Raw genomic sequence first — 24,088 nt, 5'->3', positions numbered from 1 at the left:
GCTCGCCGTCGCGGCGCTCGGCGCGCTGGCGCTCGTCCTGATCTTCTGACTATTCCGCCGCGAGCGGCCCGAGCCGCGCGGCGTCCGTCGCCGCGACGAGCTCCGCCGTGATGCCGGGCTCGGAGAGCGCATGGCCGGCGTCCCCGACCATGCGGAGCTTCGAGCCCGGCCAGGCGCGGTGCAATTCGAAGGCGGAGAGCGGCGGGCAGACCATGTCGTAGCGGCCCTGCACGATCACGCCCGGAATGTCCCGTATCCGCCCTATATCGCGGAGAATCTGGCCGTCCTCCGCCAGGAAGCCGCGGTTGCGGAAGTAATGGCACTCGATCCGCGCGAAGGCGCGGGCGTAGGAGGCGGCGGCGTAGCCCGGCACGGCGTCGTCATCGGCGCGGAGCGTCGCGGTCGCCCCCTCCCAGCGCGCCCAGATGCGGGCGCATTCCGTCTGCACCGCGAGGTCGCCGCCCATCAGGCGCTTGTGATAGGCGCCGATCAGGTCCCCCCGCTCCGCCTCGGGGATCGGGCGCAGGAACTCCTCCCAGAGATCGGGCCAGAAGACTGCGGCGCCGCCGCCATAGAACCAGTCCAGCTCCCGCTTCGTCATCAGGAAGACGCCGCGAAGGATCAGCTCCACCGCCCGCTTCGGGTGGGTCTGGGCGTAGACCAGCGCCAGAGTCGCGCCCCAGGAGCCGCCGAAGATCGACCAGCGCTCGACGCCGACGCGGCGGCGGATCGCCTCGATATCCTCCACGAGATCCCAGGTCGTGTTCCGCTCCACGCTGGCGTGCGGGCGCGAGCGGCCGCAGCCGCGCTGGTCGAAGAGGATGACGTGCCACGCCTCCGGGTCGAAATAGCGGCGCATGCCCGGGGAGCAGCCGCCGCCCGGCCCGCCATGAAGGACGACGACGGGGCGGGCGCCCTTCGTCCCGCATTCCTCGACATAAATCTCGTGCCCGCCGGAGACCTCCATCCGGAACCGGTTGAAGGGCTCGATCGGCGGATAGAGCGACCGCCGCGATTGCGGCGCTGCGCCCGGCCCTGAATCGTTGCGGTTGCCTCTCATCGCCCCATGTTCTAGGGCGAAGCTGGGCGCATGCCTATAGCGGGAGCGGAAAATGTCCGCAGGATTGACGGGCGCCGGAACCGTGGACGACGCGGAAATCGCGAAGTTCGGGGCGATGGCGGCGGAATGGTGGGACCCGGCGGGCAAGTTCCGCCCTCTCCATGAGATGAACCCCTGCCGCATGGGCTACATCGCCGAACAGGCCGCCGCCGAATTCGGGCGCGACCTCCGGACGCGGGCGCCCTTCGCCGGGCTTGCGGCCGTAGATGTCGGCTGCGGCGGCGGGCTGGCGGCGGAGCCTCTGGCGCGGCTCGGCGCTTCGGTGACGGGGCTCGACATGGCGGGGGAAAGCCTCGACATCGCCCGCGCGCACGCCGCGGCATCCGGCCTCGAGATCGACTACCGGCTCGAAAGCGCGGAGGCGGCGGCGGCGCGGGGCGCGCGATTCGACCTCGTGATCGCGCTGGAGATCGTCGAGCATGTGGCGGACGTCCCCGCCTTCCTCGACGCCCTATCAGCCCTCGCGAAGCCGGGGGGGATGGTGATCCTCTCCACACTCAACCGAACGCCGGAAAGCTTCGCCGCCGCCATCGTCGGCGCGGAATGGCTGCTGCGCTGGCTGCCGAAGGGCACGCATGACTGGCGGAAATTCCCGACGCCGAAGGAGCTGGAGGCGGCGCTCGGCCTCGCCGGGCTGGAGGTCGTCGATGCGAAGGGCATGGCGCCCGACCCGATGCGCGGCGGCTGGCGACTAGTGGAGAGCCTGCGGGTGAACTATCTGATGACAGCGGTGAAGCCGGGCTGAGCGGCCCTCACTTCGTCAGCCGCCCGCCGGAGAGAACCGCCGGGTCGACGGCGATGACGTCATGCGCCTCCGTCGGCGCGAAGCCGAGCCGGGCGCAGAGCGCCTCGGACGCTTCGTTGCCCTCCCTGATCCCGGTGAAGAAGGCGCTCGTCCCGAACCGCTCGTTCATGGCGAGGAGGGACATCGCGCCCATGACGATGGCGATCCCCTGCCCGCGGCGCCGCTCGTCCGTCGCCAGCATCCCCCACCAGGCGAGGCCGGCCTTGCGGCTCGCGGGGTGGAACTGCATCACCGAGGCCGTCGCGCCGACTACGGCGCCCGCACGATCCCGCGCGAAAAGGCAGATTGAGGGCCGGCGAAGCCCGCGCAGGAAGGCGCCCATCGGCAGGAGCACGCCGCAGCTCTGCGTCAGCCGGTCGAGCGCGGCGAGGTCCTCCGCGGGGGTTTCGGCGTCCACGGAGACGATTTCGAGGTCTTCGGGCAGGCTCCGCGCCGCGAGGAGCGCGCGGGCGGCGTCGAGCGCGGCCTCGTCCCCACGCCAGTCGACGAAGGAATCGACGACGAGCCCCTCCGCTTCGAGCGCAAGCCGAAGTCGCTCCAGCTCAGCTGTCGGCACGCTTTCCTGCGGGCCCACGCCCTGAAGGCGGGCGAGCGCGACCTGAAGCCCAAGATTGTCGGGGTGAAATTCTGCGAGGCCGACCGCCCTGCCGTGCGAGGCGAAGCGCGGGTCGCCGCCGATGAGAGACCAGAGGTGAGCCGCGCGGCGCTGGAGGCCCTGCTGGGCCTCGTTTCCGAAAAACTCGCCCACACCGGCTCTCATCTGGGGAACGTGCCGCCCGAAGTCCAAGAAGGCAACCGTTTCCTCAATTCCACCACGGGGCCATGACGTTCAGCGCGCGCCCGCCATTCATGCGCCCGGAGGCGAAGGCCGAAGGGCGATGGGCGCCAAGCCTTCCCGAACGTCGTAGATCCGACCGCGGTCGCCGCGGCGGGCGCGGATTCGCGCCCGCCGGGGTCGGGCGTATACGCCCGACGCGAGCTCGGGCTGATCCGCCGCGGGTCGGATCAGCCGGGCGCTCCTGACTACGGAGCGCAAGATGACAGCCATGGGGCAGATGAAGCGGCCCTATTCGATCTCGCCCCCGCCCCCTACCCCGCAATCAGCGAATCCGCCTTCGCCTCCACCCGGTCCGCCCTGCCCCTGTCCCCGAGCCCGCGGAAGGCGCGGGCGACGGCGCGCCAGTTCTGCGCCGAGGTCGGCTTCAGCATCGCCCGCTCGTTGGCGAGGCCGAGGGCGAGGTCGAACCGCTTCGCCCGCAGCGCGGATTCCAGCAGGGTCCAGCCGATCACGTCCCGCTGGGCGAAGGAGCCGCCGAGCCGGTGCGTCATGTAGCGGACGGGGAGGAGCCTATCGACGCAGGCGCCGTACGCGCCCTGCTGGAAATCCCGGATCGCGAGGCAGAAGGGCATCCCGATCTCCCGGCTCATCGCCACGTTCGCGTCCGACGCGCTTTCGACATAGCGCTCGTTCGCGGTCAGCAGCGCCGTCTGCGCCGCCTGCCGGTCATCCGCCGCAAAGGCCATCATCGCGTGCACGTCGTTGAAGGCGTAGAGCGTGTCCTGCGCCGCGGGCTCCCACTTGTCCGCGAGGTGCCGCCAGCGCGCGCCCACGTCGACGCCGCAGAGATTGAGCCGCCAGAGCAACGCCGCCGCGTCCAGCTCCTCGTAGCGGTCGCCCGCCTTCCCCTCGGAGTTCAGATGCGCGTCATAGATCGCCATGACGCGCTCCGCCTCCTCGATGTCGAGATGGAAGAGCGCGGTGTGCCACCAGAGATGGTTGGCGAAGTTGGAGCTCCCCCAGCGCGCCTCATGCTCCCGCATGAAGCGGATGCCGCCAGCCTGCCGCCCGTTCATCTCCATGACATGGGAGACGGCGTGGACGGCGTAGGGATTATCGGGGCGGATGCAGAGCGCCTGCCGCCCCATCTCCTCCGCCAGCGCGAAATCCCGGTTCTCCTCCAGCCCGAAGGAATAGAAGCCGAGCACGAATTCATATCCGGGCACGCCCTCGTCCCAGAGCGTGAAGACGCGGGCCACCGCGTCCCGCTGGCCCGCCACGTCCCCCAACAGCACGTCGGTCAGGTGGACCAGTTCGAGCGCGAGGAGATCGCGCGGGTGGAGCACCAGCGCCTTCTCCCATTCCTGCACGGCGCCGAAGAAATCGCCCCGCACCCAGGCGCGCACAGCCGCGATGTGCAGCCGTTCGCGCTCATTGGCCATGCCCGCGCGCTTCTCCGCCTCGGCGAGCGCGGCGACCATCTCGCCATAGATGCGCGTCTCCATCGCCTGCGTCAGCCAGCCGGCCTTGAAGAGCCAGCCCATGAGGAAATCCGGGTGGTCGGCCAGAACCCTGTCGATCTCCGCCACCGCGTCGCCGCGGAAGGCGAGGGACATTTCCAGCGCCCGCTCCAGCCCTTCGAGCGCGTCGGGATGGGCGTAGGAGACGGGCACGCCCCTGACGTCATGCCCCGGCCTCGGCGCGTTTCGGCTAGATCCGTCCATCATAGGCGTTCCTCCCGATCATCGCGGAGATGAGTGTGAACGTGTCGCGCCGCAAGGCGGCGGTTACGGCATCGTGAAGGGCCGCGCGGTCGGAGACCGTGACGCCCTCCCCGCCCATCGCCTTCGCCACGGCGGTGAAATCGGTCGGCGGGAACTCGACGCCGAGGTTGTCCATCCCCGATCCGCGCTGCTTCAGCTCGATCAGGCCGAGCTGTTCGTCGACGAAGACGACGACGGGCAGGCCGAGCCGCAGGTCCCGCGCCGTGGCGAGTTCCCCGAGGAACATCTCCAGCCCCGCATCGCCGACAAAGGCGATGACGGGCCGCTCCGGCTCCGCCAGCTTCCGCCCGATGGCGAGCGGCACGGCGCAGCCCATCGTGCAGAGCGCCGTGGATTGCAGGAGCCCGCCGACATGATCGCATTCCCAGACATGGGAGAGGACAATGCGGTGCGCGCCGCTGTCCACCGTCGCGACCGAGCCCGCCGGCATGGCGCGCCGCGCCTCGTCGATGACCGCCGCCGGCCCCCAGGCCTCCGCCCCGCGGAAGGCCTCGTGGAGCCGCGCCTTCGCCGCCGCAGGCTCGCCGCCGGGCCATGTCTTGCGGGGTTCGGCGCCGGCGGAGATGGCTTCGAGGCTGGCGGCGACGCTCCCGACGATGGTGAGCGGGGCCTGGTGCATGTAGTGGGCGTTCGAGACGGCGGCGATGTCGATGACTCGCTGGCCCTCCGCGAAGGGGTCGCGCCAGCCGATCCGCATCTCGATCGGGTCGTAGCCCGCGAGAACGACGCAATCCGATTCCTGAAGAAGCGGCAGCAAGGCCTTGTCTGCAAGGGGGGAAAGACCTGCGGCGCCCACGGCGAGCGGGTCGCCTTCGGGGATCACGCCCTTCGCCTTGTAGGCGGCGATCACCGGCGCGCCGTGCCGCCGCGCGAAGGCCTCCACCGCGGGCCCCGCCCGCTCCGTCAGCACGTCGAGCCCGGCGAGGACGAGCGGGCGCTCCGCCTCCGCCAGCCACGCCTGCGCCGTGGCGAGAGCCTCGCCATGGGGCGCCGTCGCCGCCTCCGCGAAATGGCGGGAACGGCGGAAGGGCCCGCGCTCGCGCTGCACGTCGATGGGCACGTCGAGCACGACGGGGCCAGGGCGGCCCGAGGTCGCGATGCGGAGCGCCTTGTCGACGGCGAGCGCCGCCGTCCCCGCCTCGACCCGGATCGCCGCCTTGGTGATCGGTTCGAGGAAGCGGACATGGTCGAAGACCTGATGGGTGTAGGTCATCGCCTCCACCGCCGGCACGCAGCCGGTGAGGACGATGAGCGGAACCCGGTCCTGCCACGCGTTCGCGATGCAGTTCGCGGCGTTGGCGATGCCGGGGCCGATCGTGGCGAAAAGGACGCCCGGCGCGCCCGTCGCGTGCCATGTCCCCTCCGCCATGAACCCGCCCGAGTTCTCATGCTTCACGAGCGTCACGCGGAGCCCGGCGCGCGCCAGCGCATCCATCAGCGCCAGCACCTCCCCGCCGGGGATGCCGAAGGCGTGGCGGCAGCCCGCCTCCGCCAGCCTCGTCGCAATCTCGTCCGATGCGGTTCCCGTCGCGGCGTCAGCGTCCTTCATACGGCCCTCATCCTTGCGGGAGATATCCTCCCCGCGTTTGCGGCGTCTTCATGTCCAGTATGCGGCCGGCGACCAGATTGCGAAGCATCTGCGCCGTGCCTCCCCCGATCGTGAACATCCGCGCGTCCCGCACCATGCGCTCGACCGGGTTGCGGCGGCTGTAGCCCGCGGCGCCGTGGAGCTGGAGCGCGGCGTTCGTGACCTCGACCGCCATCTCGGAGGCCATGATCTTCGCCTGCGCGGCGAGGAGCGGATCGGGGAAGCCCGTGCCCGTCGCCTCGGCGGAGAGCGCGGCGCGCCAGATCATCAGGCGGGCGGCGTCGATCTTCATGCCCATGTCGGCCAGGATCCATTGCAGGCCCTGGAATTCGGCGATGGGCCGGCCGAACTGCTCCCGCCGCTTCGCGAAGGCGAGCGCGGTCTCGTAAGCCCCGCGCGCGATGCCGAGCGCCACCGTCGCCGCGCCGACGCGCTGCGCGTTATAGGCGTTCATAAGCCCCGCGAAGCCGCGCCGCAGCCCCTCGGGCGGCGCGATCAGGCGTTCCGCGCCGAGGCGGAGGCCTTCGAACCGCACCTCCGTCTCCGGAATGCCGCGGAGGCCCATCGTGGGCTCGCGGTCTCCGATGACGAGGCCCTTCTCGCCCTTCAGCGCGATGAAGCCGCCGATCCCCTTCTCCTCCCCGTTCTCCACCACGCGGGCGAAGATGAGATGGAGGCGGGAGACGCCGCCGCCGGTGATCCAGTGTTTCTTGCCCTCCAGCACCCAGTCGGCGCCCTCGCGCCGGGCCGTCGTCGTCATCTCCGTCGCGGCGCTGCCCGCATCGGGCTCCGTGATGAGAATGGCGGGCTTGTCGCCCGAAAGCACATGCTCCGCCGCCAGCCGCCTCTGCGCCTCCGACCCGTAGGCGATGATCGCGCCGACCGCGCCCATGTTCCCCTCGACCGCGATGCGGCCCGAAACGCCGCAGACGCGCGCCATCTCCTCGATCAGGAGCACGGTGTCGAAATAGCTCCGCCCCGGCCCGCCGAGCGCTTCCGGCACGGTCTGGCCCATGAAGCCTTCCGCCGTCATCGCCTCGACGACGGCCCAGGGATAGCTCTCCGTCCGGTCCGTCTCCGCCGCCAGCGGCGCGGCGGCGCGTTCGGCCAGCGCCCGCGCGCGATCCCTCAGCGCCGTCTGGTCGGCGCTCAACCCGAACCACGGGCCGCGCCCGCCTTCCGCATCGTACATTCCTGCCCCTCCCGCTCACGATTTCGTGACGAAGGATATTCCTCAAGCAAGCCTCATCAAAGCGAATAGTGGAAACGGTTTTCGTGAGAAAATCTCGCTCAAACCGCCCGGAGCGCGGCGACGAAGGCCCCAGTCAGTTCATCCGGCGCCCCGTCATGCGCGACGAGCGCGCCGATCTCCCGCCGGTAGGGCGGGTCTCCGAACGGAACGGCGCGGAGCCTGCGCGGCAGGGGCGGCGCGCCGCGGCGGACCGGCACGATGGAGACGCCGAGCCCGGCCCCCACCAGCGAGGCGATGGCCTCAAGCGAATCCACCTCCATGTCGGAGGTGACGGAAAGCCCGCGCCGCGCCAGCTCCGCCTCGATCCCCCGCCCGGCCCATGACTTGCGATTGAACCAGATGAAGGGGTTGGCGGCCAGCAGCGCCGCATCGTCCTCCCCCGCCGCATGGGCCGGGGCGATGACGGCGAGCGGCTCGAAGCAGACATGCAACCATTCGAGCCCGGGCGGGGAGGGATCGGGCCGCGTGCAGATCGCGATGTCGAGCTCCCCCTGCAGGAGCCGCGCGGCGAGGGCCGCGGAGCCGTCCGACCGGATCTCGATCCGCAATTCGGGATGCTCCCGCCGCAGCCGCATCAGCGCGGGCGGCAGGAGCGAGGAGAGCACGGTCGGCACCGCGCCGACCGTGAGCCGCCCGCGCACCAGCGCCCCGGTCGCGACGGCGCGGGCCGCCTCGAAATGTTCGAGCGTCTTCTTCGCATGGTCGGCCAGCGCCCGGCCCCGCGGCGTCGGCGCCGGGGGCCGCTTCGTCCGGTCGAAGAGGGAGACGCCCAGCTCGTCCTCCAGCGCCTTGATCTGGAGGCTCACGGCGGAGTGCGAAACGCCCACCGCCTCCCCCGCCGCGGCGAAGGAGCCGCGCTCCACCGCCGCGACGAGCGTGCGGAGATGGCGGATGTTCATCGCGCGAGGTCAGATCACCGTCAGCACGGCGCAGGGCGCGGCGCGCTGCACCTCCTGGCTGGCCGAGCCGAAGAGGAGCCCGGCCACGGCGCCCCTGCCCCGCCGCCCCATCACGATCAGCTCCGCCTTGATCTCCTCCGCCAGCGCCGCAACGTCGTCAGAGGGCGCGACGGAGCCGACGCGCCGGCCCGTCACCTCGCAACCCTCCGCCTTCACCAGCGCCTCCGCCTCGTCGAGCGCCGCCTTGCCGGCGGCGGCGATCTCTTCGGGAGGCAGCGGCGCGCCGACGGCGCCGATGAACGGGTCGACGGCGATGGGCGTCGCCCCGCCCTCGGGCGTGTGGCAGAGCCAGATCTTCGCCTCATATTTCTTCGCGACGTCGCAGCCGACGCGGATCGCCTTCCGCGCATGGTCCGACCCGTCCCAGGCGATGATGATCGTTTCGAACATGGCGTGCTCCCTGTTTTCGGGCAGTCTAGCCGGGAAGCGCGAAGGGCGGCGCCCCTAATCCGCCTTCAGCGCCAGCATGTCCTCCACCCGCCAGCCAAGCGGGATCGTCGCGCCCTCCTTCTGCGCGCCGACCCAGGCCGCGCTCTTCCCGTGCGTCGCGGCGAGGAGCGCGCGGCCCGAGGGGAGGAGCAATTCCACAAGCGAACTGTCCCCCTGGAACGCCACGTCCCCCAGCTTCGCCTCGATCCTCACCTCGCCCTCCGCCTCCGGGCCGAGGCCGATCTTCTCCGGCCTGACGGCGAGCGTGAGGTTCCCCTCGGGCGCGGACGGAAAGTCGAGCGGCGGCAATTCCTTCGTCTCCACCCGCGCGCCGGCGCCGGCCCTCGTCACCTTCAGCGCGGGGAAGAAATTCGCCTTGCCGATGAAATCCGCCACGAAGGCGTCCGCCGGCCGCTGGTAGAGCGCCTCCGGTTTCGCCACCTGCCGGAGCCGGCCCTGGTGCAGCACGGCGATCCGGTCCGCCACGGCGAGCGCCTCGTCCTGATCGTGCGTCACCATGATGAAGCTGACGCCGATGGATTTCTGCAGCTTCACCAGCTCCAGCCGCATCGCGTCCCTCAGCTTGGCGTCGAGCGCGGAAAGCGGCTCGTCCAGCAGCAGCACGCGCGGCTTCTTCACCAGCGCGCGGGCGAGCGCGACGCGCTGTCGCTGGCCGCCGGAAAGCTGGTCGGGCTTGCGCTCCGCGAACTGGGAAAGCTGGACGAGCGCCAGCGCCTCCTTCACGCGCGGCCCGATCTCCGCCGCCGGAACCCGGTCCATCTTCAACCCGTAGGCGACGTTCTTCTCCACGCTCATATGAGGGAAGACGGCGTAGGACTGGAACACCATGTTCACCGGGCGGCGGTTCGGCGGCGTGTGGCTCATGTCCACCCCGCCGATCATCACCTGCCCCTCGGTCGGCGTCTCGAACCCGGCGATCATGCGCAGGAGCGTCGTCTTCCCGCAGCCCGAGGGGCCGAGCATGGCGAAGAACTCGCCCTCCGCGATATCGAGGTCCACATCGTCCACCGCGACGAAGGAGCCGAAGCGCTTGGAGACGGATTTGATGGAAACGATGGGCTGGCTCATTTCGTCATCTCCGACGGTTTCTGCAGCCGGATCGCGATGAAGGTCAGCGCCAGCGTCATCAGGATGAGGATGGTCGAGGCGGCGTTGATCTCCGGCGTCACGGAGAAGCGCACCATCGAATAGACCTTGACCGGGAAGGTCACGGTGTTCGGCCCCGAGGTGAAGAAGGTGATGACGAAATCATCGAGGCTGAGCGTGAAGGCCAGGAGCGCCCCGGCGATCAGGCCGGGGACCATGTGGGGGATCAGGATGTCCCTGAACACCTGGTATTCGCTCGCCCCGAGATCGCGCGCCGCCTCCGCCATTTCCGGCGGGAAGCTCTGGAGCCGGGTGCGGATCACCATCGCCGCGAAGGGGAAGGAGAAGGTGATGTGCGCGATGATGATGTTGCCGAGGTTGAAGGGCCAGGGCGCATCGGGGGAGACCGTGAAGCCCGAGGCGACGAAGAAGGCCGCGAGCGCCACGCCCATGCAGATTTCGGGGATCACGATGGGCAGCGCCACCAGGCCCTCGTAGACCGGCTTGAACGGGAACCGCCAGCGCCAGAGCAGCACGGCCGTCATCGCCCCGAGGATCACGGCGAAGATCGTGGAGATCAGCGCGATTGCGATGGAGTTGACAAAGGCCTCCACCAGCGAGGCGTTGTTGAACGCCTTCACGTAATAGTCGGTCGTGAAGCCGCGCCAGATCACGTTGCCGCCGCGCCGCGAGTCGTTGAAGGAGAAGACGACGAGGACGATGATCGGCGCGTAGAGGAAGACCGTGGCGAGGACGAAGATCGTCCGCATCGAGGTCTTGCGCGCATACTGGAACGGCCCGGCGCTCATGCCCGCCTCCCCTTCGCGTTCTGCATGTCCACGATGGCGCGGATGGCGAGGATGATGAAGGTGACGTAGAGCAGGAAGAGCGAGAGCGCGGAGCCGAAGGGCCAGTCATTCGCCTTCTTGAACTGACGCTCGATCACGTTCGCGATCATGTCCACCTGCCCGCGGCCGAGAAGATCTGGCGTCAGGAAGGAGCCGAGCGCGGGGATGAAGGTGATGATCGCCGCCGTCACCAGCCCCGCCGAAGTGAGCGGCACCAGAATGAGGAAGAAGGTCCTGATCTGCCCGCCGCCGAGATCCATCGAGGCTTCGAGATAGGAGCGGTCAAGCCGTTCCATCGCCGAATAGAGCGGCAGGATCGCGAAGGGCAGGTGGACATAGACGAGGCCGATGACGACGCCGAGCTCCGTGCCGAGAAAGCGCACCGGAACGAAGCGCTCCCCGAACAGACCGTCGAGCCCGATCAGCGCGGCCGCGCCGTCAAGGAACTGCCAGCCCCATTCGAGAAGCCCGTTCACCCGCCCTTGCGAGCCGAGGATGTTCAGCATCGCATAGGTGCGGATCAGGAGGTTCGTCCAGAACGGAAGCATGATGATGAGGAGAAGCCAGGGCTTCCACTTCTGCTCCGCCGTCGCGATGACGAGCGCGACGGGATAGCCGATCACGAGGCAGAGGACGGTCGTGATCGCTGCGAGCTTCACCGTCCGCCAGAACAGCGTCGCGATCTCCGGCTCGAAGATGCGGCGGTAATTCTCCAGCGTCCAGGTCGTCCTGATCTCCGTCAGCGAGACGTTCTCGCCGAAGGAATAAAGCCAGATGATCGCGAGCGGGATCAGGAAGAAGACGAGCAGCCAGAGCGTCGTCGGCCCGGCGAAGGCCGCGAACGCGGGGAGGGAGCGGCGCCAGCTTTCCATCAGCCGGCGCCTGCCGAAGCCCCGGCGCCGGGCCGGACCCTCGATTTGCGCAGCGCAGGGTCAGCCGGCTCGCCCATCCCGGCGAGGCCCCGGATCGGGTCCGGGGCCGACCATGCGGAGCCGGCCGGCGCCATTGGCCCCGCCCCGGATCAGCCGGCCGCCTTCACGCGCGTCCAGGCCTCGTCGATCATCTGCACGGCCTCCTGGCCGGGATAGACCGCCGTTTCGGACTTGGCGACCGCCTCGTCCGGCGGGAAGATCGCCGGGTTGGTGCGGTATTCCTCGGCCGTCAGCGCCTTCGCTGCGGCGTTCGGCGTCGCGTAGTAGATGAACTCGGCGATCTTCGCCCCCGCCTCGGCGTCGAGCAGGTAGTTGATGAGCGCGTGCGCGCCCTCCGGGTTCGGCGCGCCGACGGGGACGCAGAGCGTATCCTCCCAGAGCAGGCCGCCCTCCTTCGGGATCACGAAGCCGAGATCGTCATCCTCGCCCATCACCTGCAGGATGTCGCCGTTCCACTCCATCGCGAGGTCGACCTCGCCGGAGAGCAGGAGGTCCTGCCCGTTGTCGGGCGCGAAGGCGGTGATGCGGCTCTTCTGCGCGATCAGCATCTCCTCGGCCGCCGCGATGTTCTCCGGCGTCCAGTCGTTCAGCGACTTGCCCATGAGCTTGAGCGCCATGCCGAAGACGTTCTGCCCGTCCGACAGCATGGAGATGCGGCCGGCGTACTCGTCCGACGTGTAGAGATGCGCCCAGCTGTCCGGCACGGAACTGACGGCGGACTTGCGATAGCCGATGCCGATGGATCCCCACATGTAGGGGAGCGAGAATTTCCGGCCCGGATCGAAGGCGGGGTTGAGGAAGCCGGACCCGATATTGGCCATGTTCGGGATCTTGGAATGATCGAGCTCGGTCAACATGCCGGCGAGGATCATGCGCTCGACATAATCGTTCGTCGGCACGATGAGGTCATAGCCGGGGTTCCCGCCGCGGAGCTTCGCGAAAAGCTCGTCATTGTCGGCGAAAAGGTCCATCTGGACCTCGACGCCGGTGGCGGCGGTGAAATCCTCCAGCGTCGTTTCGCCGATATAGGTGTCCCAGTTGTAGAAGTTGACCTTGCCGGAAGCGGCGAAGCCGCCTTTCGGAAGGGTGAAGCTGAGGCCTACGGCGCCCATGCCCATGAGGGCGGCGCGGCGGCTGATAGGCGTGCGAATCATGGTCATCTCCCTGCGTCGCGTTGATCGCGGTGTCGCTTGCGCAAAGATCATCGCATCGCAGCGCCGCATTCAAGGGGTTTTTGCGGCGCCGCGGCGCCGCGGCTCAGGCCTCGAAGTCGGCCAGCAGCCCTTCGACCTCGGCGCGGATCGCCGCCTCGTCGCCCTTGTCGAATTCCGGGTTCCCGGCGCGGTGACCATAGTCCGACATGATGGGGACGAGACGGCCGCCCTCGATCATCGCCGTCTCGATCTCGCTGTCGCGCTGCGTGAAATAGAGATCGGTGGTTGAGGGCATCACCACGCTCCGCGCCCGGATCGCGCCGAGGGCGGCGGCGAGGTCCCCGCCGAACACGGAATTGGCGGAAATGTCCGAGCCGATCCAGGTGTCGATCATGGAGAGAAGGTTCATCGGGTCCCGCCTCAGGAAGTTCCCCTCCCATGCGCGCACGAGATAATCCTCGACGGAGGCGAAGCCCATGCCCGCCCAGCGCCGGTCCCGATAGAAGGCCTGGCTCATCGCCCAGCCGGCGTAGATGCGCGCGAAGGCGCGAAGGCCGCGCACGGGCCGCGCCTCGAACCATTCCCCGTTCCAGCCCGGATCGGCGGTGAGCGCCGCCCGCAGCCCTTCGAGGAAGAGCCGGTTGTGCGGACTCGTACGGGCCGAGGTGCAGGTGACGCAGAGCCGCTCCACCCGATCCGGCCTCAGCGCGGCCCAGTGCAGCGCCTGCTGCCCGCCCATCGACCAGCCATAGGCGAGCGCGATCCGCTCCACGCCGAACCGCTCCTCCAGAAGCCGTTCCTGCGCCGCGAGATTGTCGAGATGGGAGAAGGCGGGAGCCCGGCCCATCGTGAAGGGCTCGGGAAGGGTGGAGGGGGAGGTGGAAAGCCCGTTCCCGAACTGGTTCGGGATGACGATGAAGAACCGCTCAGGGTCGAGAATCCGGCCCTTGCCGATCAGCCATTCGATGTCCGCGTCATGCGCGCCGTAGGAGGTCGGATAGAGGACGAGGTTGGACTTCGCCGGGTTCAGGCTTCCGTAGGTCCGGTAGGCGAGGCGCGCCGAGGGGAGCGTAACGCCGCAGGCGAGCGTGAAGCGGCCGAGGTCGAGGATTTCGGTTTCCGGCATCGTCTTCCCCCGCGTGACGCGGCGAGGCTAAGCACGGGTGCGCCCGGCCCGCAAGCGCGGACCGGGCGGCGAGGGCGCGTAGCCGGTTACTGCGTGATCGTCGCCCGCGGCGCCTCGGCCCGCTGCTCGGGGTCGAAGGCCGGGGCGTTCTCGAGCGTCTCCCGCGTCATCTCGACGACGAGGAAGGGTTCGGCGTCGCCTTCCGTCATGGTCGTCAGGTCGGTGATGTCGAGCGCGACGTCCTTCTCCCCGATGCCGAGGAAGCCGCCGACGCCGATGATCACCGCATCCACGCCGCCGTCGGAGGAGAGCATGATGTCGTTGATCTCGCCGATATCGTCCCAGCTTTCATTGGCGTCCGCCGAGCGGACATAGACGCGCTCCCCCATCAGTTCGGAAGCGAGCGCGCCGCTTATCGCGGCGGGAACGGCGTCGGCCGGCATGGCCTTGTCCATCGGCGCGGCGGAGGGCGACGTCGGCGCCTCGGCCGCGGCGGGCGGGGTCTCGGTTCCGGTCGCGCTCTGCGCCCAGGCGCCGGCGCCGAACATGGAGAGGGTGAGGGCGGTTCCAAGAAGGAGCGGTTTCATATGCGTATCCTTTCGCTTGTCCCGGGCCCGGGGGCGGCCCGTTTCGTGGCTGGATAACGCCTTGTTCCGGCGGGGGTTCCGCGAGCCCCTCACGAAGCGTCGCGAACGGAAACGAAGGGTGAGAGCGGCGCCGCGCGAATGGCGCCGCATCAGGAAGCGCCGCCCGGTGGCCGGAAGCCCGCGGAGCAGCGCCCCGGCGGGGAAGGCCGGCATGGCGAGGCCGCCCTCCCGCCCGGAGGCGAGCCTGATCGGACGATCCCCCGCCACCGTCGCCCCGGTCATCGCGGCGAGGAACAGCCCGGTTTCCTCGGGCGGGCGCTCAGGCGGCGGACCGCCGGGCGCGGGCGGCGAGAAGCGCAAGCGCCGAGACGAGGAGAAGCGCCGGCGCCGGCGCGGGAACCGGCGCGACGCCCGCAGGCGTTCCCGTCAGCTGGAACGGGGAGGCGAGCCCCGCCACGGCGCCCGGATCGACGAAGACCCAGCGCGCGAACTCGTTGATCGGCGCATTTGCGACGATGCTGAGGGTGTAGAAGTAGTCGAAGCTATCCCCCGGCTCCAGCCGCCCGAGATCGAGCGTCACCTGCTGGAAGGGGAAGTTGACGGCGCCGCCGGGAGCCGCCTGCGCGCCGTTCAGCGGCCCCCCCGTCTCCTCGTAGGCGGAGACGAAATCCGTGGCCGTCAGGACGCCGGACGCCTCGAAGCTCCCGAACGGGAACTCGCCGGTCGCCACGTCGAGCCTGAGCGTCGAGCCCGTCGCTGCCACAAGGTTGAGGAACCCCTCGACGACGATGAAGCTTGCGCTCAGGTCGATGGGCAAGGCGGTGTTGTTCACATAGGTTTCGAGCTGGCTGACCCTCGTCGTCAGCGTCCCCGAGGTGAAGAGCCCCGCATCGATGCCGAAGAACCCGCTCGACGCCATGCCGACGCTGGCCTCGAACCCGCCGGAGCCGCCGCCGATGAAGGCGGAAAGCGTGCGGGTGTATGGGTCGTCGTCCCTGACCGTTTCGCTGTCGGAATTCTGGGCGATCAGGTTCCCCGTCCGGTCCACGAACGTGGCCTCGACGCTACGGATGCCGAGATCGAGCGTAAGGGCGGCGGCCTCCGCGGCGGGGAGGAGAAGGAGGGCGAGGGCGGCGAGGGGGCGTTTCATTCCGGGGCTCCTGCGATTGTTCGACCTGAAATCGAACGTCGCCGCCCCCGCCCCGCCCCGCTATCCGCCCCCGGCGCCGCTTATCCGGTTTCGGCGGAAAAGCGACGCCGCCCGCGGGCCAGCGTCTCCGAAGGCGTCTCGCCGAAGGCTTCGAGATAGGCGCCGGAGAAGCGGCCGAGATGGAGGAAGCCGAAGCGGAAGGCCGCATCCGTCACGCTCGCCGCCTCGCCCCGCTCCAGCGACGCCCTCGCGGCGCGGAGCCGGGCGAGGCGGAGATAGGCCATCGGGGAAAGCCCCGTCGCGTCCCGGAAATGGGCGCTGAGCGCCCGGCCGGAGACGCCCGCCTCCGCGACGATGCAGCCGAGCCGCAGCGGCTGGTCGAGATTCGCCTCTATGAAGTCGATGGCCCGCTTCACGTCCCGCGTCGCCGGGGCGCGCGCCCGCCGCTCGAAGAGCGCGGCATGGGAATGATCGTGGTGCAGGAGCAGGGTGTTGAGCACCGTCTCCTCGAAATTCGCCGCGCGGAGCGGGTCGGCGAAGACCTCCCGCCCGCGGTCCTGCGCCTCCGCCACGAGGAACATCGCGTCCCGCACGATCCGGCCGGGGCCCGAGCCGAGATCGAGCCCGGGGGCGAAGGCGACGTCGCCCGCGACCGGCGCGCCCGTGAGCGCGGAGACGCGGCGGCGCACCGTCTCCCGCGCCACCGAGAGCGCGAGGCGGCGGGAGCCGGCGCCAAAGCGCGAACGCTGCGGCCTGCCCGGCGAGGCGAGGATGGTCCGCGCCCCGGTGCAGGCCTCGAACCCGTTCTCCCCCGTCGCCGCGCTCGCTCCCTCGAGAGGAACGGCGAGCCCGTAATCCCCGCGCTCCGCCGGCGCGGAAATCTCCACCGCCGCGCCGTAGCGGATGCAGCTGAGATAGAGGCCGGGGGCGTAGATCGTGTTGAAGGCGGCGAAATCGCCGCTCTTCGCGCGCGGCGACGGGGCGGAGAGGAAGAGATTCTTCGCGGCGAGGAAGGCGCCCGCCTCGTCGGCGCATCGCGCGGTGAAGACCCGTTCCCGATCCAGCATGGCGTGAGGCTCCCTGACGCTGACGCAACAGGATGCGGAGCGTGGAGCCGCGGCGCCGGTCGATCAAGCGCGTTTGCGCACGTTCACAGCCTTGTCGCGCCGATTTGCCGGCGCGATCACGCCGCCCGCCGCCCCTCCGCGTCGAAGGCGTGGAGCGCGGCGCGCTCCGCCGTCAGCGCCACCGCCTCGCCCGGCGCGTGGCGCGCATGGGCGGCGACGCGGGCGATGACCGGGGCCTCGGCCCCGTTCACCGAGACATGCGCGAACCGGTCCGCGCCGAGGTCCTCCACCAGCTTCACCACGCCTTCGAGCCGCACATCCCCCGCCCCGCCTACCGTCAGCGCCTCGGGCCGGACGCCGACATGCGGGGCGTTCGCGCCGACCAGCGCGCCGGGGAGGAAGTTCATCGGCGGCGCGCCGATGAATTCCGCGACGAAGCGGGTGGCGGGCCGGTCATAGATCTCCCGCGGCGCCCCGATCTGCTCGATCCGCCCGGAATTCATCACCACGATCCGGTCCGCGAGGCTCATCGCCTCCACCTGGTCATGCGTGACGTAGATGAAGGTCGCGCGGAGCCGCTGGTGCAGCTCCTTCAGCTCCGCCCGCATGTGGCCTCTGAGCTTCGCGTCGAGGTTTGAGAGCGGCTCGTCGAGCAGGAAGGCCTTCGGCTCCCGCACCAGCGCCCGGCCCATGGCGACGCGCTGGCGCTGCCCGCCCGAAAGCTGCCGCGGCTTCCGGTCGAGATAATCGCCGAGCTGAAGGATCTTCGCCGCCTCCGCGATCCGCGCCTCGATCTCCGCCTTCGGGGTCCGCATGTTGCGGAGGCCGTAGGACATGTTCTCCCGCACGGTCATGTGCGGATAGAGCGCGTAGTTCTGGAACACCATCGCGATGTCCCGCTCCCCCGGCTCCTTGCGGTTCACCACGTCTCCGCCGATCCGTATCTCGCCGCCCGTGATCTCCTCCAGCCCCGCGACCATGCGCAGAAGCGTGGACTTGCCGCAGCCCGAGGGGCCGACGAGGACGACGAACTCCCCGTCCGCCACCTCGATATCGGCGCCGTGGATCGCCGTCACGCCGCCGGGATAGACCTTCTTCACGCCCCGGAGGGAGAGACCCGCCATGCTATTTCTCCTGCTCCACCAGCCCCTTGACGAAGAGCTTCTGCATCGAGAGCACCACGAGCACCGGCGGGATCATGGCGAGCACGGCCGTCCCCATGATGTAGTGCCAGACGGGCAGCGCCTCGCCCGAATTGGTCATCCGCTGGATGCCCATGACGATGGTGTAATAGCGCTCCTCCGTCGTCACCAGCAGCGGCCAGAGATACTGGTTCCAGCCGAAGATGAAGAGGATGATGAAGAGCGCGGCGATGTTCGTGCGGCTGAGCGGCACGAGGATGTCCCTGAAGAAGCGCATCGGCCCCGCCCGGTCGATCCGCGCCGCCTCCACCAGCTCGTCCGGGATGGTGAGGAAGAACTGCCGGAAGAGGAAGGTCGCCGTCGCCGAGGCGACGAGCGGCAGCGAGAGGCCGGTATAGGAATTCAGCATGTCGAGCCGGACGATCACGTCATAGGTCGGCAGGATGCGCACCTCGACGGGCAGCATCAGCGTGATGAAGATCATCCAGAAGAAGCCCATCCGGAACGGGAACCGGAAATAGACGATGGCGTAGGCCGCGATGATGGAGACGGCGATCTTCCCCACCGCGATCAGGAGCGCCATGATCAGGCTGTTGAGCATCATCATGCCCACGGGCACGCCCCCCGCTTCCGGCAAACCGCCCGAGAGCAGCTGGGAGTAATTCTCCCACCCCCGATCCCCGAACCAGAGCGGGATCGGCGAGCGCGAGAGCGCCTCCGGCCCGTGGGTCGAGGCGACGAGCGCCATCCAGACCGGAAAGCAGAGGAAGAAGACGCCGAGCAGGAGCCCGGCATGGGTCAGCACGTTCAGCCAGGGGCGGTTCTCGATCATCTCAGTAATTCACCCGCCGCTCGACATAGCGGAACTGCACCACCGTCATCGCCGCGACCATGCCCATCAGGATCACCGATTGCGCGGCCGAGCCGCCGTAATCCTGCCCGACGAAGCCGGTGTTGTAGACCTTATAGACGAGGATCGAGGTCGCGTTCGCCGGCCCGCCGTTCGTCGTCGCGTGGATCAGGGAGAACGTGTCGAAGAAGGCGTAGACGAGGTTGACGACGAGGAGGAAGAACGTCGTCGGCGAGAGGAGCGGGAAGACGATGGACCAGAACCGCCGCACCGGCCCCGCCCGGTCGATCGCCGCCGCCTCGATCAGGCTCTTCGGGATGGACTGCAACCCCGCGAGGAAGAAGAGGAAGTTGTAGCTGATCTGCTTCCACGCCGCCGCGACCGTCACCATCAGCAGCGCCTGGTCGCCGTTGACGTAGTGGTTCCATTCATAGCCGAGCCCTTCCAGCCAATAGGCGAAGATGCCGAGCGAGGGGTTCATCATGAAATGCCAGAGCACCCCGGCCACCGCCGGCGCGACCGCATAGGGCCAGATGATCGAGGTCTGGTAGGCGAGCGCGGAGCGGATCACCCGGTTCGCGGCGACCGCGAGCGCGAGGGAGATCGACATGGAAAGCGCTGTGACGCCGAGGCCGAAGACTATGGTCGTGGAGAAGGACGCCATGTAGGTCGCGTCCGCGAAGAGCGCGCGGAAATTCTCGAGACCGACCCATTCGCGGGAAAACCCGAACGCGTCCTCGATGTAGAAGGAGGTCTCCAGCGCCTGATAGGCCGGCCAGATGAAGAAGATCAACGTCACGACGATCTGCGGCGCGACGAGGGCGTAGGGCAGCCAGCGATGGCGGAAGGTGACGCGTTTCAGCATGGGGGCCTGCGGGGAAGCAAGGCCCCGGACCCGATCCGGGGCCCCGAGGTTCAGCGCGCTGACCTGCGGGGCCCCGGCTCAGGGCCGGGGCCGGGCTCTTGCGCTTACGAGCCGTTCGCGGCCTGGAACCGCCGCAGAAGCTCGTTGCCGCGGGCGACCGCATCGTCCATCGCCGTCTGCGCATCCTTCTGGCCGGCCCAGACGGCCTCCAGCTCCTCGTTGATCACGTCGCGGACCTGAACGAAGTTGCCGAAGCGCACGCCCTTGGAGTTCGTCGTCGGCTCGTTCAGCGAAAGCTGCTTGATCGCCGTATCGGTGCCCGGATTGGCGTCGAAGAAGCCGCGGCTCTTCGAAAGCTCGTAGGCCGCCGTGGTGACGGGGACATAGCCGGTCTGCTCCGCCCAGTCCGCCTGCTGCTCCGCCGAGGAGATGAACTTGAAGAACTCGGCGACGCCCTTGTAGCTCTCCGCGTCATGGCCGTTCAGCACCCAGAGGGTGGCGCCGCCGATGATGGAGTTCTGCGGGGCGGGCTTCACCTTCGTGTCGAGCGGCAGCATCGCCTGCCCGAACTCGAACTCGGTGATGTCCTTCTTGAACCCGCCGTAATAGGCGGAGGAGTTCATCCAGAGGATCGACTCGCCGTTCACGAACATGCCGCGGCTGTCGCCCCGCCGCCCGCCATACTGGAAGAGTCCTTCCTTCCCGGCGTCGGCGATGGACTGGATGTGGTTCACCACATGCTCGTTGTTGAAGGTGAACTCGGTGTTGAGCCCGCCGAAGCCGTTCTGCTCCGTGCCGACCGGAATGTCATGCCAGGCCGAGTAATTCTCGATCTGGACCCAGGACTGCCAGCCGAAGGATACCGGGGCCTTCACGCCCGCTTCCTTCGCCTTGCGCGCCACGTCCCACACCTCGTCCCAGGTCGTCGGGACGGCGAGGCCGAGCTCGTCAAGCTTGGTCTTGTTGTACCACATCACCGGGGAGGAGGAGTTGAACGGCATCGAGAGCAGCCGGTTCTCCGTGTCCGTGTAGTAGGAGGCGACGGCGGGGATGAGCCCGCTCTGGTCGAACTCCACGCCCGCATCGGCCATCAGCTGATAGACGGGATAGACGGCGCCCTTTTCTTCGGCGGCCATCATCGTGGCGGTGCCGACCTCGAAGACCTGCACGATATGCGGATGCGCCTTGGAGCGGAACCCGGCGATGGCGGAGGTCATCGTCTCGGTATAGTCGCCCTTGTAGATCGCATTGACCTGATACTCGGTCTGGCTGGCGTTGAAATCCGCCGCGAACTTGTCGGTCAGCTCGCCGAGCTGGCCGCCCATCGCGTGCCAGAAGTTGATCTCCTTCGGGGCGGCGTGCGCCGCGCCTGCGAGCGCGAATGCGGCGACGGCGCCGATCAGCAGGTTTTTCATGGGGGCTCCCTTTGTCGAACCATTGGAGCCGGGCGCGTCGCGCCCGGATCGCGGGTTGTTATGCGCGGCCCTTGGCGGGCTCGTTACGCTTATATGTCAGTTTTGTGACAACTCGCGGATGCGCGCAAGCCGCTAAAGACCCGCCGGCGGCGAAAGCCGCTAGAGATCCGCCGGCGGCGAGAGCCTTGCCGGCGCGGCCGGCACATGAAGCGGCGCGCCGGTGAGCGCGCGGAGCGCCTCGACGTCGATCCCCTCCACCATTTCCCGCAGCACGAAGCCTTCCGCCGTCACCTCGATCACCGCGAGGTCGGTGAAGACGCGCTTCACCACGCCCGCGCCGGTCAGCGGCATGTCGCAGGCCTCCACCAGCTTCGGCCGGCCCGCCTTGTCCACATGCGTCGTCAGCGCCCAGACGGCCTTCGCCCCGGCCGCGAGGTCCATCGCCCCGCCCACCCCCGGCACCCGCGCCGCGCCGGTGGACCAGTTGGCGAGGTCGCCGTTCGCCGCCACCTCGAAGGCGCCGAGAATCGCGAGGTCGAGATGCCCGCCCGTGATCATCGCGAAACTGTCAGCGTGATGCACGATGGCGGCGCCGGGCAGGAGCGTCACCGGGTCCTTCGAGGCGTTGATGAGGTCGAAATCCTCCGCCCCCTTCGCCGGGCGCGGCCCGACGCCGAGGATGCCGTTCTCGGACTGGAAGGTGACCTCCCGCCCCGCAGGCACATGGTTCGCGCAGGCGACAGGCATGCCGATGCCGAGATTGACATAGGCGCCTTCGGGAATGTCCTGCGCCGCGCGCCAGGCGATCTGGCCGCGGGTCAGGCGGAAGGAGGCGAGGGTCTCGCTCATGGGTAGCGCGCTCCCGAATTGAAGAGGACTTCCTCCTGCACCGGCTCCGCGACATGCGCGATCCGGTCCACATAGATGCCGGGGGTGACGACGATCTCCGGGTCGATGCTCCCCTTCGGCCCGACCTCCCGCACCTGCACGATGCTCGTCTTCGCCGCCATGCACATGATCGGCCCGAAATTCCGGGCCGAGAGACGATAGGTGAGGTTGCCCCCCCTGTCCGCCTTGTCCGCCTTCACCAGCGCGAAGTCGGCCTTGAGCCATGTCTCCAGCACATAGAGGACGCCGTCGATCTCCCGCGTCTCCTTGCCCTTCGCCAGCTCCGTGCCGGCGGCTGTGCGGGTGAAGAAAGCGGGCATTCCGGCCCCGGCGGCGCGGATGCGCTCCGCGAGCGTGCCCTGCGGCACAAGCTCCAGCGCGATCTTGCCCTCAAGGTAAAGCTCGGTGAAGCAGCGCGCGTCGTTGGTGCGGGGATAGGAGCAGATCACCTTCTCAACCCGCTTCTCCCGGATCAGCGCGGCGAGGCCGACCTGCCCGGTTCCGGCGTTGTTGTTGACGATGGTGAGGCCCTTCGCCCCCTGGTCTATCAGCGCATGGACCAGCTCGATCGGCGCGCCGGAGCCGCCGAAGCCGGAAATCATCACCGTCGCCCCGTCATAGACGGGGGCGACGGCCTCTTGGGGAGTCGTCACGGGCTTGCTCATGCGCGAATCCTAGCCGCGCCGTGTGACGGAGGGAAGACGCTCACGCCTCCGCCTCTATCCGGCGGCGGAGCCCGAGCCGGTCCGCCTTCCCTGTCGGGCCGAGGGGGATCGCCTCCCCGATATGGATGCGGTCCGGCAGCTTCCAGGGCTCCAGCCGCCCGCGCGCCCAGTCGCGGAGCGCCGCGGGATCGGGCGAAGCGCCGGGCGCGGGCACGACGAGGAGGTGGATCGCCTCGCCCCGCGCCGCATCCGCCGCCCCGGTGGCGAGGCAGGCGGCGATCCCGGGATGGGCGGCGAAGGCCGCCTCCACCTCCATCGGCGCGACCTTGTTGCCGCCGCGGTTGATGAGCTCCTTCAGCCGCCCGACGAGCCGCACCGCGCCCGAGGCCGCGATTTCCGCCATGTCGCCGGTCCGCAGCCACCCGTCCGCGAGCGCCGCCGCGGTGAGGTCCGGCCGGTCGAGATAGCCGCGCATCAGGTAGGGCGTGCGGATCAGGAGCTCCCCCGTCGCCGCATCGATCCGCGCCTCCTGCCCCGGCGCGACTTCGCCCAGCGTGCCAAGATTGGTTATGAAATGCCTGCCTTCATTGAAGAAGTCGCATCCGTTCGTCTCCGAGAGCCCATAGAGATCGGCGATCCGCGCCGCCGGGAAGGCGGCGGAGAGCGCGGCGCCGAGGGCGGGGGAGAGCGTCTCGCCCCCCGTCATCAGGAGGAGCGGCGCAGGGACTGGCTCGCCCCCCGCCGCCAGCATCGCCCGCAGCATGGTCGGAACCGCGGCGAGCGCCTCCGCCTCCCCCGCCGCCAGCGCCGCGCGCATCGCGGCCGGGTCGAACCGCCCGACGAGATTCAGCGAGCCGCCGCGCATCAGCGTGAGGAACGCGACCCATTGCCCGAAGATGAAGGTGAGCTGGAGCGGCAGGATCGTCCGCCCCCCGGGCGCCCAGCCGAGCCGCGCCTCGATCTGCGCGAGCTTGCCGCGGAATCCCTCCGCCCCGATCACGACGCCCTTCGGCGCGCCCGTCGAGCCCGAGGTGAAGATGACGAGCGCCGCCCCTTCGAGCAGCGGCCGCGCGGGTGGCGGCGCCTCCCCGATCCGGGCGAGGGGCTCCACCGCGGCAAGGTCGAGCGCGAAGCGCGGCCTGACGAGCGAGAGCGCCGCTTCCCGCGTCGCCGGCGCCGCGGCGCGGGAAAGCGGGACGGCGACGCAGCCGGCCGCCATCGCCCCCAGCATCGCGCCGAGGTCCGTCGCCCGGTTCGAGACGGGGAGTATCACCGGCTCCCACGGCCCGGCCCCCGCCTCGCGCAGCGCGGCCGCGGCCCGCCACGCCTCTTCCAACAGCGCCGCGCCCGTTGTCTCCCCCGCCTCGTCCGCGATGCGGGCGCCGCGGGCGACCCCGCCGAGAATCTCTTCATGCAGCATCCGCGCGCCCTCCCCCGCCATCGGTAGCGGAAAGCGGCGGGCGGGGGGAAGGGCGACGGGGAATGCCCTGTTCCTCGCGCCGAACAGACCGCCGTTATGTGAGAGGCCGTCGCCAGAAGCGCCTGGCCGATACGCCCCGCATATCGGCCCGCCGGCC

The 24,088-nt window shown here is 69.4% G+C and carries 23 protein-coding genes; 1 reads left to right on the top strand and 22 read right to left on the bottom strand.

Annotated elements, in window-relative coordinates; translation table 11 throughout:
* Positions 1 to 49: 49 nt before the first annotated feature.
* The gene (pip, locus tag ACE37J_RS13650; RefSeq protein WP_409711817.1) at positions 50 to 1,060 is read right to left on the bottom strand and encodes a prolyl aminopeptidase; all 1,011 of its coding nucleotides are present in this window, start codon (positions 1,058 to 1,060) and stop codon (positions 50 to 52) included.
* Positions 1,061 to 1,124: 64 nt separating this feature from the next.
* On the opposite strand from pip, the gene ubiG reads away from it, so the two are divergent.
* Positions 1,125 to 1,865 carry a bifunctional 2-polyprenyl-6-hydroxyphenol methylase/3-demethylubiquinol 3-O-methyltransferase UbiG gene (ubiG, locus tag ACE37J_RS13645; RefSeq protein WP_409712413.1) on the top strand — a complete coding sequence of 247 codons (741 nt, stop codon included), beginning with the start codon at positions 1,125 to 1,127 and terminating at the stop codon, positions 1,863 to 1,865.
* Between the two features lie 7 nt (positions 1,866 to 1,872).
* Here ubiG and ACE37J_RS13640 read toward each other — a convergent pair whose 3' ends face one another.
* The 21 genes from ACE37J_RS13640 to ACE37J_RS13540 form a co-directional block, all read right to left on the bottom strand.
* Positions 1,873 to 2,685 (bottom strand): GNAT family N-acetyltransferase, encoded by an 813-nt coding sequence (locus ACE37J_RS13640; RefSeq protein WP_409711816.1) that lies wholly within the window; start codon positions 2,683 to 2,685, stop codon positions 1,873 to 1,875.
* A gap of 329 nt (positions 2,686 to 3,014) precedes the next feature.
* Positions 3,015 to 4,427, bottom strand: a complete 1,413-nt coding sequence (locus ACE37J_RS13635; RefSeq protein WP_409711815.1) for a tetratricopeptide repeat protein — start codon at positions 4,425 to 4,427, stop codon at positions 3,015 to 3,017.
* Positions 4,414 to 6,036 carry a thiamine pyrophosphate-binding protein gene (locus ACE37J_RS13630; protein WP_409711814.1) on the bottom strand — a complete coding sequence of 541 codons (1,623 nt, stop codon included), beginning with the start codon at positions 6,034 to 6,036 and terminating at the stop codon, positions 4,414 to 4,416. Before ACE37J_RS13630 ends, ACE37J_RS13635 begins: the two co-directional genes overlap by 14 nt.
* Positions 6,037 to 6,043: 7 nt before the next feature.
* Entirely contained in the window at positions 6,044 to 7,267 is a 1,224-nt protein-coding gene (gene acdA / locus ACE37J_RS13625; protein ID WP_409711813.1) for a 3-sulfinopropanoyl-CoA desulfinase, read from the bottom strand.
* Between the two features lie 98 nt (positions 7,268 to 7,365).
* On the bottom strand, positions 7,366 to 8,226 hold the full coding sequence (locus ACE37J_RS13620) for a LysR family transcriptional regulator (protein WP_409711812.1): 861 nt from the start codon (positions 8,224 to 8,226) through the stop codon (positions 7,366 to 7,368).
* 9 nt (positions 8,227 to 8,235) lie between these two features.
* Positions 8,236 to 8,676 (bottom strand): universal stress protein, encoded by a 441-nt coding sequence (locus ACE37J_RS13615; RefSeq protein ID WP_409711811.1) that lies wholly within the window; start codon positions 8,674 to 8,676, stop codon positions 8,236 to 8,238.
* Between the two features lie 54 nt (positions 8,677 to 8,730).
* On the bottom strand, positions 8,731 to 9,804 hold the full coding sequence (locus ACE37J_RS13610; RefSeq protein ID WP_409711810.1) for an ABC transporter ATP-binding protein: 1,074 nt from the start codon (positions 9,802 to 9,804) through the stop codon (positions 8,731 to 8,733).
* The gene (locus ACE37J_RS13605) at positions 9,801 to 10,631 is read right to left on the bottom strand and encodes an ABC transporter permease (protein ID WP_409711809.1); all 831 of its coding nucleotides are present in this window, start codon (positions 10,629 to 10,631) and stop codon (positions 9,801 to 9,803) included. The genes ACE37J_RS13610 and ACE37J_RS13605 overlap by 4 nt, the downstream gene beginning before the upstream one ends.
* Positions 10,628 to 11,542 (bottom strand): ABC transporter permease, encoded by a 915-nt coding sequence (locus tag ACE37J_RS13600; RefSeq protein ID WP_409711808.1) that lies wholly within the window; start codon positions 11,540 to 11,542, stop codon positions 10,628 to 10,630. Before ACE37J_RS13600 ends, ACE37J_RS13605 begins: the two co-directional genes overlap by 4 nt.
* 149 nt (positions 11,543 to 11,691) lie before the next feature.
* Positions 11,692 to 12,756 (bottom strand): PotD/PotF family extracellular solute-binding protein, encoded by a 1,065-nt coding sequence (locus ACE37J_RS13595; protein WP_409711807.1) that lies wholly within the window; start codon positions 12,754 to 12,756, stop codon positions 11,692 to 11,694.
* Positions 12,757 to 12,859: 103 nt separating this feature from the next.
* The gene (locus ACE37J_RS13590; protein ID WP_409711806.1) at positions 12,860 to 13,882 is read right to left on the bottom strand and encodes an alpha/beta fold hydrolase; all 1,023 of its coding nucleotides are present in this window, start codon (positions 13,880 to 13,882) and stop codon (positions 12,860 to 12,862) included.
* Positions 13,883 to 13,968: 86 nt separating this feature from the next.
* Positions 13,969 to 14,469, bottom strand: coding sequence for a PRC-barrel domain-containing protein (locus ACE37J_RS13585; RefSeq protein WP_409711805.1), 501 nt, complete (start codon positions 14,467 to 14,469; stop codon positions 13,969 to 13,971).
* Between the two features lie 319 nt (positions 14,470 to 14,788).
* Entirely contained in the window at positions 14,789 to 15,619 is an 831-nt protein-coding gene (locus ACE37J_RS13580) for a hypothetical protein (RefSeq protein WP_409711804.1), read from the bottom strand.
* Positions 15,620 to 15,699: 80 nt separating this feature from the next.
* Positions 15,700 to 16,686 (bottom strand): AraC family transcriptional regulator, encoded by a 987-nt coding sequence (locus ACE37J_RS13575; RefSeq protein ID WP_409711803.1) that lies wholly within the window; start codon positions 16,684 to 16,686, stop codon positions 15,700 to 15,702.
* Positions 16,687 to 16,802: 116 nt separating this feature from the next.
* Positions 16,803 to 17,810 (bottom strand): ABC transporter ATP-binding protein, encoded by a 1,008-nt coding sequence (locus tag ACE37J_RS13570; protein WP_409711802.1) that lies wholly within the window; start codon positions 17,808 to 17,810, stop codon positions 16,803 to 16,805.
* A 1-nt stretch (position 17,811) separates the two neighbouring features.
* Entirely contained in the window at positions 17,812 to 18,660 is an 849-nt protein-coding gene (ugpE, locus tag ACE37J_RS13565; RefSeq protein WP_409711801.1) for a sn-glycerol-3-phosphate ABC transporter permease UgpE, read from the bottom strand.
* Position 18,661: 1 nt separating this feature from the next.
* Positions 18,662 to 19,543: a sn-glycerol-3-phosphate ABC transporter permease UgpA gene (gene ugpA / locus ACE37J_RS13560; RefSeq protein WP_409711800.1), complete on the bottom strand. Its 882-nt coding sequence runs from the start codon at positions 19,541 to 19,543 to the stop codon at positions 18,662 to 18,664.
* A gap of 104 nt (positions 19,544 to 19,647) precedes the next feature.
* Positions 19,648 to 20,958, bottom strand: coding sequence for a sn-glycerol-3-phosphate ABC transporter substrate-binding protein UgpB (gene ugpB / locus ACE37J_RS13555; RefSeq protein WP_409711799.1), 1,311 nt, complete (start codon positions 20,956 to 20,958; stop codon positions 19,648 to 19,650).
* A gap of 159 nt (positions 20,959 to 21,117) precedes the next feature.
* Positions 21,118 to 21,807 (bottom strand): 3-oxoacid CoA-transferase subunit B, encoded by a 690-nt coding sequence (locus tag ACE37J_RS13550; protein WP_409711798.1) that lies wholly within the window; start codon positions 21,805 to 21,807, stop codon positions 21,118 to 21,120.
* On the bottom strand, positions 21,804 to 22,511 hold the full coding sequence (locus ACE37J_RS13545) for a 3-oxoacid CoA-transferase subunit A (RefSeq protein WP_409711797.1): 708 nt from the start codon (positions 22,509 to 22,511) through the stop codon (positions 21,804 to 21,806). The genes ACE37J_RS13550 and ACE37J_RS13545 overlap by 4 nt, the downstream gene beginning before the upstream one ends.
* A 40-nt stretch (positions 22,512 to 22,551) precedes the next feature.
* Positions 22,552 to 23,952 carry a class I adenylate-forming enzyme family protein gene (locus tag ACE37J_RS13540; RefSeq protein WP_409711796.1) on the bottom strand — a complete coding sequence of 467 codons (1,401 nt, stop codon included), beginning with the start codon at positions 23,950 to 23,952 and terminating at the stop codon, positions 22,552 to 22,554.
* Positions 23,953 to 24,088 lie beyond the last annotated feature (136 nt).

Origin of the sequence: Pikeienuella sp., assembly GCF_046290545.1 — a bacterium.
Classification (GTDB): domain Bacteria; phylum Pseudomonadota; class Alphaproteobacteria; order Rhodobacterales; family Rhodobacteraceae; genus Pikeienuella.
This window is presented reverse-complemented; position numbering and strand designations above follow the sequence as displayed.